The 6,267-nt window shown below is 44.6% G+C and carries 2 protein-coding genes; both read right to left on the reverse strand.

The features are described from left to right. The coding region (locus tag ACLTL4_RS10615) for a discoidin domain-containing protein (protein WP_412320518.1) at window positions 1–4,527 on the reverse strand (4,527 nt) is incomplete at its 3' end. Window positions 4,528–4,756: 229 nt separating this feature from the next. Continuing rightward, window positions 4,757–6,267: ABC transporter substrate-binding protein (locus ACLTL4_RS10620; protein ID WP_412320519.1), on the reverse strand; the 1,511-nt coding region annotated here is incomplete at its 5' end.

The raw sequence follows: 6,267 nt of genomic DNA on the forward strand, positions 1-6,267 counted from the left end.
GTCCAGTGCTTTGCGGACGTCTGCGGCACTTGCAGTCTTAGAAGCGGCTGCTTCTTTTGCTGCTGCCAGTGCATTCTGGAATGCATTCCAGCTTGCATCGCTGTAATCGCCTTTTGTTTTGTCTTTTACTTCTGCAATCTTGCTGTTCAGTACTGCTTTTGCTTCTTCTAACTGTACATTTGTGGTCGGATCTTCCTCCCATTTTGCAAACAGTGTCAGATCTGCACTTACCGGTGATGCTGCTGTATATGCTACTGTGCAGTTTACATCGCTGTACCAGCCCTTGAATACATATCCGGCTCTGGTCGGATTCTGCGGCAGGCTCCAGCTTTCGCCGGCTGCTACTTTCAGAGACTCAATGCTGTTTCCGCCTTTTGTATCAAAAGCAACGGTGATTTTTTTCTGTGTTGTTGTGTTCTTAATTGCTTTTCCGTAAACTTCTACTTCGCAGATATGGTTTCCGCCATGTGCTGTTCCGCTTGTCAGAATACTTCCGCGTGTGTAAATACGGATATAACGTACTTTCTGTTCTTTTGCTTCAAATGTCTTTCCTTCTGATGTTTCTGCATATTTTGCATCCGGATTTGCAAGCTTTTCATTGCTCAGCAGTCCGTATGCATACTTGGAATCTGAAACGCTGCTGTACAGCACGGTATCATTTGCATCAAAAGCAGCATCTTCAGATGCAACTACGATCGTATCCTGGTAGGTACGTCCGTCCGCAAAATAACGCCACATTTTTACCTGATCCAGCTTGAATACATCGCCAAGATCGATCTGGAAGTATACGCTGGTTCCTGCCAGTACATCACTTTCAATGCTGTCCAGTGTACAGGTAAAGGAGTTTGAACCTTTATCACCATCGATCATTTTTTCCGGACTACTTTTTTTGTTTGAAACATCCTGATCATTATCTGCACGTTTTACTGTGATGTTGGAAGCCTGCAGAGGGATTTTTCCGTTTCCATCCGGAACAATACCGGAATCTCCGCTGCTGTCTCCGCCAACTGCTGATCCTGCTTTTTCCAGTGCAGCCAGCTTAAGTGTTGCATCTTTTACTTCTGCCTGGCTTACCTGAAGATCAGTTCCGCCTCCAACAGTCAGAGTTCCATCTTTCAAATCTTTGATGTTTTTCTCATATCTGCTTGCATCCAGTGTACCGTTGACATAAACTTTCAGACTGCCATTCTTTTCACGGATACCTGCAATGTGTTTCCATGTTCCATCGTTTACAGCTTCTTTGGAAGTTACGGATACATCTCCAACTGTAAAGACTGCTTTTCCGTCTTTGTCAATGGAAAGGCTGTAAGCACCTTCCTGTTTCAGAATGTTCATATTGTTTCCGGTTGTTTTTACATAAGAAGATACGGCAAAATCAGCGGTTCCTGTAACAGCTGTTCCGTTCAGCTCATATGCTTTTGCAAGGCCAAGTATTGTCTTTCCTGCCAGTGCTTCGTCCGTTGTTTCCGTTACATCATTTGCATTCTTCAGATCTGTTTTTGCTGATGCTTTCGCTACAACCTGATTTTCCTGATATACAACTTCTGTATTTACTGCTGCTGCATTGCCGGTTAAATCTTTTAATCCACTTACAGAAACCGTTACTTTGCTTCCTGCACTCAGAGTGGATGTAGTCAGCATTACTTTTCTCTGATTTGCACTTACTTCTGCTTTTGTAACATTTGCTCCGGAAACGGTTGCAGCAGGAGTACCGGTTACGCGCTCATCAAATGTCAGCTCAATCGTGTTGTCCGCAGTTGCTTTTGCAAGTGTCAGCTGAGGTGCTTTTGTATCTTTTGCAGTAGAAAGAGACCAGATACGTGCCTCACCCGGCTGCAGTGTAACTGTGATCACATCGCCGTATTTTACTGTCTGATAATCGGTCTGTGCATCGGTTGTCTTGTGATCCAGAATTGTTGTACGGTTGAGTGTCTTGCCTTTCAGACTTTCTGCCGCACCAACGTTTCGATCCAGTGTAAAGCTCAGTGTCTTTACGGATGCACTTGGATTTCGCATGGAAATAATACCTTCTTCACCATCCCAGCAGGAGTATCCGTAGGTATTGCCCTTATCCGGTGTCGTACCGATCAGTTTCGCATTTTTCAAAATGTGATAATTTTTCTTAGCCCACTCCAGATATTCTGCATTGATATCCCATTTCTGACCTTCATCTATCATTTCCGGGCTGTAGTACAGCTCCCAGAATGCCGTTCCTCTGGTTCCCATCATATACAGATACGTTTTGAACTCATCATCTGTCATCTGGTTTGCCAGATTGGTTCCTGTTTTTCCATAGATTGGATCATGGTTGTAAATGTTTGCCAGTGGAAACTGGAACTCTCTTTCTTTTACAAAATCAAAATATCTGCCGTCACGGTAAGAAAGCAGCTGATCTACCTGTCTGTTCTGTCCGACCTGAACACGTCCGATATCCTGGCTGTTCTGGATCCAGATAGAATTTGCCCACTGCAGATACCATGGACTTGGGTTTACATAACAGGTCAGGTTAAACCACAGATTGTCAATGCCGTTTTTCTCTGCATTGGTACGCAGCGTCTCAAACAGATCGATCCATGCTTCCCAGGTATCGGAAAAATAATACATACCATTCTTTCCGCCTGTCATATGTTTATGATTTGCATTTGTACATGGCTTTGTCGCAAATCCATCCAGTTTCCAGTAATTTACTTTATAAGCATCCTGCATCTGTAAGAAAAACTCAGTCAGTTTCGTCACATACCGTCTGTCACCGACATCAATATCATCGGTTACCGCATTGTATGCACCAAAACCTGCTTTTTCAATAATCTTACCCATTGCAGCGTTATAGTTATAACCACCTCTAGGTCCTACCCATACACCAAATCCGGAGCCGAAGCTTTCTGCAAGATCGGACGCAGGACGGAATCCGTTCGGGAACTTATTGTTAAACTCCCAGAACCCTGTCACATTATCCGTGGTACCGCAGCGTGCCACATCATGAACAGTAGAAGTTGTATTCGAGTTGTTATAATTATTCCATCCGTCATCCACAACATACGAATCCATCGGTTCTACGCCGGATTCAGAAAATCCCTTTTCCATTTTTTTGAATGCAGATTCAATGTTGTCATCGTTAATGGTCATCATATTATCGTACCAGGAATTGTACTGCGTACGGAAATCGCTTCTTGTTGCAATGCTGTTGATATATTCATAAAAGTCAGACTGAATGACATTCATATCCGTACTTCTTGCAGCACCCGCTACGGTCTGCCAGGTCACATATTTTCCGTCTGTGGTAAGCTGGTTATCTTCCTGCAGTTTTTCGAATGTCTTGCCGGAAAAATAACGCATATGTGCATTTTTATTGCTGTCGATCTCTGTTTCTGTCATCGGGAACTCACATCCAAGGAACATTCCCTGAATATAAACCGGCTGGCCAAGAGAAATGACATATCCACTCATACCGCCAACGCCTTCACCCATGATCGGATGTGTCCACACGGTATCATTTGCATTGACATTCAACGATTCCAGATCGATATAATCAATTGCTGCTTTTTCTTTGTCACTTACTTCGATTTCCAGGAATTTACGCATGAAATGATCTCCGTCATCCATGGTAACTTTCATGGTAACATCCCAGTCTACACCGTTTTTGGAAACAGTCTCAAACGGGAATTCTACCATGACTCCGCCGTTCGTATCTACTTTTTTAACTTTGCTGCCTTCCAGAGTCATCTCGCTGGATCTGATCACGGCACTTGCATCTGCTGTACCGACTGCTTTGCTGTACATCTTTACTTCTGCCGCCGTTGCCCATGCCTGACCGTCCGTCTTTGGTGATACAGCAACCAGTTTTACATAACGACCCTTTTTCGGTGCTGTCAGATTGATATAAATCGTTTCTCTGTCATTGTAAGTAAAATCACCTTCTGCCGCAAGGTTTGCATCACTTTCCAGATCTGTTTCACTGTTTCCCACATACAGTTTATATCCTTTGATATCGCCGTTTGTGGAACTGTCCTGACGTGGCTGATAAGAAAATGCGGCAATTTCCTGTTCGCTCTTCATATCAAAAGTCAGGGAATGTGGATATGGCTGATCCGGTGAATACTTGCTGTGCCAGATTGTAGATGCATCACCATCAATAACATTGGCTCCCGGACCGTCTTTTGCACCTACTTCATTATTGTACTGATCGCTTGCAGTAACTGTCCAGTTTGTGCGATCCAGCTCTCCGTCCAGTTTTGTTGTACCATCCTGGCGAAGTTTGATAATGAATTCTTCGGAACCCTGTGCCGGTGTAAACGTCAGATCTGCCCTCTTATTTTCCAGTTCTGTCGTTGCCAGCTTGTTGTCTGAAGTAGAAAATTTACGCTCCAGATATTCATTTCCGATCGTAACTTCTCCGTTTTTCACGGAGACTTGTGCTTCTCCTGATGCCGCCTGGACGGTCGTTCCAATCCCTGTTGCTGGAATACCGGTCACTACCATGGCCGCACTCAAAGCAATTGACAACCATTGTTTTTCTTTCTTTTTCAAAATTTTCCTCCTTGTTTGTGCAATATGCATAATTTTATTCGTCTCCCCCCCCGCTTTTTATAGTAACATTTAACATTCTTTCTGTCAATCGAATTTCCTTTTTTATTCATACCTTTCAATCTCTGTTTACTCTGCCTATAAAAAAGAACCGTTTGCATAATTTTTTCATTGCAAACGGTTCCCGTAGAATATTACTTACTCATTTTTTAATTCAGGATATGAAAAATATTCAGTTAATATCCAAATCCGCTGTCACCTGATAGTAATCACAGGCATGTGCCATATATCCGGTTACATTTGCCCGTGAGATCTGGCTCATCTTCAGGAAAGAGCAGTATACAAAGGCATTGTCGTCCAGAACCGTCTGCTGCATCTGAACTGCAAGCTTGGCACGTTTGTCGGTGTCAAATTCCTGACTGAGCTGCTCTTCCAACTGATCCAGTTTCTCATTTTTATAAGCTCCCTGATTTTTCGTTGCATCGGAAGTTGCAAACACGGTAAACCAGTATTCCGGATCTCCGGTCGGAGCCTGCACATTTGCCATGGCTGAGACATCCCACGCTGCCGGATCCTGCACAACACTGTTGTTGTCAGCCGTACAGTTGATATCCACATCCATTCCGATATCTTTTAACGTAGCCTGTGCGGATTCTGCCAGAAGCGGAAGCTCCTGTCTGCTTGGATAGGTAAGCCATTTGATCTGAAGCTTCTGTCCGTCTTTTTCACGGATACCGTCTCCGTCTGTGTCCGTCCATCCGGCTTCTTCGAGAACTTTCTTTGCACCTTCTGCATCATACGTCTCTGTCGTTACTTTGTCTCCGCCAAAAGCAGAACCAGCAGGGAAGGTTCCATTTGCCGGATAGCCGTTTCCTTCCAGCAGATTTTCCACAAATCCTTCTTTGTCGATACCCATGGCGATCGCTTTTCGCACGGCCGGATCAGTACAGACGGAACCTTCGTTGAAATTCATTTTCAGGAAGAAACATCTGGATGTGGAAATCTGTGAAAAGGTAAAGTTATCGTTTTCGAACATAGGATAGCTTTCATATGCCATACCATAAGCTGCCTGTACCTCTCCTGAGAGCAGTGCATTTGCAAGGGTATTTCCATCGGTGATGGTCTTGATCGTCAGTTCATCAATATGTGGCGTTCCATTCCAGTAGTTTTCATTTTTCACCAGAGTCAGATGATCGCCGGACTGACAGTCGGTTGCAATGTATGGACCTGTTCCGGCTACGATTCCATCGTCAAATCCTGCATCCACATCGATGATACAGCCATATGGATCTCCAAGGTAATTCAAAAGTGCCGGCTTTGGCTCGGATGTGTGGATCGTAAGCACCTGACCGTCTGCTTCCATCGAATCAATCTTTGTATCGGCTGCCGCACGGTCATGGTTTGCCAGCAGATGCTCCAGACATTGTTTCACTGCCTCGGCATCCATAGCTCTGCCACTTGAAAAAGTCACATGATCCTGCAGTGTGATCTTCCAGGTGAGCGGATCGGTATTTTCCCACTCTTTTGCCAGCCACGGCTCCAGCTCCATATCGTCTGAATATTTTACCAGCGTCTCTCCGATTCCATAGCGGATGCATGCCCATCCGGAGTAAGAATTGTGCGGATTGACATCCAGTTCTTCATTGGAAGAATTGAAAGTCGTATCCCCGATCACCAGCGTTTTTTTCTCAGAACCGTCTGTGGCTGCCGCAGATATATCCGACCCAGCTGCCGTACTTGTCC

Source organism: Hominisplanchenecus sp. (genome assembly GCF_046967715.1).
Classification (GTDB): Bacteria; Bacillota; Clostridia; order Lachnospirales; family Lachnospiraceae; genus Hominisplanchenecus; species Hominisplanchenecus faecis.